Genomic DNA, 960 nt, shown 5'->3' with positions numbered 1-960 from the left:
GCTTTGAAGGTGGCGAGACGGCGGAGCATCTGAAAGTTGTGGGCGAGGCTGGCGGCCGCACCGGGACCGAGGTGCGATTCTTGGCCTCGACCAACACGTTTTCGAATCTGGAATACTCTTTCGAGACGCTGGAAAAACGTCTTCGCGAACTGGCCTTCCTGAACTCGGGCGTGCGCATCATTCTGATCGACGAACGTCCGGCGGAACGCCTGGAAACCGAGCTGTTCTACGAAGGCGGCGTCAAGGAGTTCGTTAAGTATCTGGATCGCTCAAAAACGGCGGCCATGCCGGAACCGATCTACATCAAGGGCGAACGGGATGAGATCGGCGTTGAAATCGCCATGTGGTGGAATGACAGCTATCACGAGACGGTTCTGCCCTTCACCAACAACATCCCCCAGCGCGATGGGGGTACGCACGTAGCGGGCTTCCGGGGTGCCCTGACGCGGACGATCAACAACTACGCACAGTCCAGCGGCATCGCGAAGAAGGAAAAGGTCAGTTTCACCGGCGATGATGCGCGCGAGGGTCTGACCTGCGTGTTGTCGGTCAAAGTGCCTGACCCGAAATTCTCATCCCAGACCAAGGACAAGCTGGTCAGTTCCGAGGTGCGCCCGGAAGTTGAAAGTCTGATGAATGAGAAGTTGGCCGAATGGTTAGAAGAGAACCCAAATGAGGCCAAGATCATTGTCGGCAAGATCATCGAGGCCGCTCTGGCCCGCGAAGCAGCCCGGAAAGCCCGTGAACTGACCCGTCGCAAGACGGCAATGGATGTGAACTATCTGGCCGGGAAGCTGAAAGACTGTTCCGAAAAAGATCCGTCCAAGACCGAAGTGTTCCTCGTTGAGGGGGACTCGGCGGGTGGCTCAGCTCAGACCGGGCGTGACCGGCTGACCCAGGCCGTTCTGCCACTGCGTGGAAAAATCCTGAACGTCGAACGCGCACGGTTTGACCGGATGC

1 protein-coding gene is annotated in these 960 nt (G+C 58.1%); it reads left to right on the top strand.

Features of this window, described 5'->3' with window-relative positions:
* A partial coding sequence (locus ACR0LL_RS21155; RefSeq protein ID WP_480589272.1) for a DNA gyrase subunit B family protein occupies positions 1-960 on the top strand: 960 nt, incomplete at both ends.

It is taken from the genome of Ruegeria sp. AI2 (assembly GCF_056541275.1).
The sequence above is the reverse complement of the archived record's forward strand: the minus strand, read 5'-3'. Positions and strand labels throughout refer to the sequence as shown.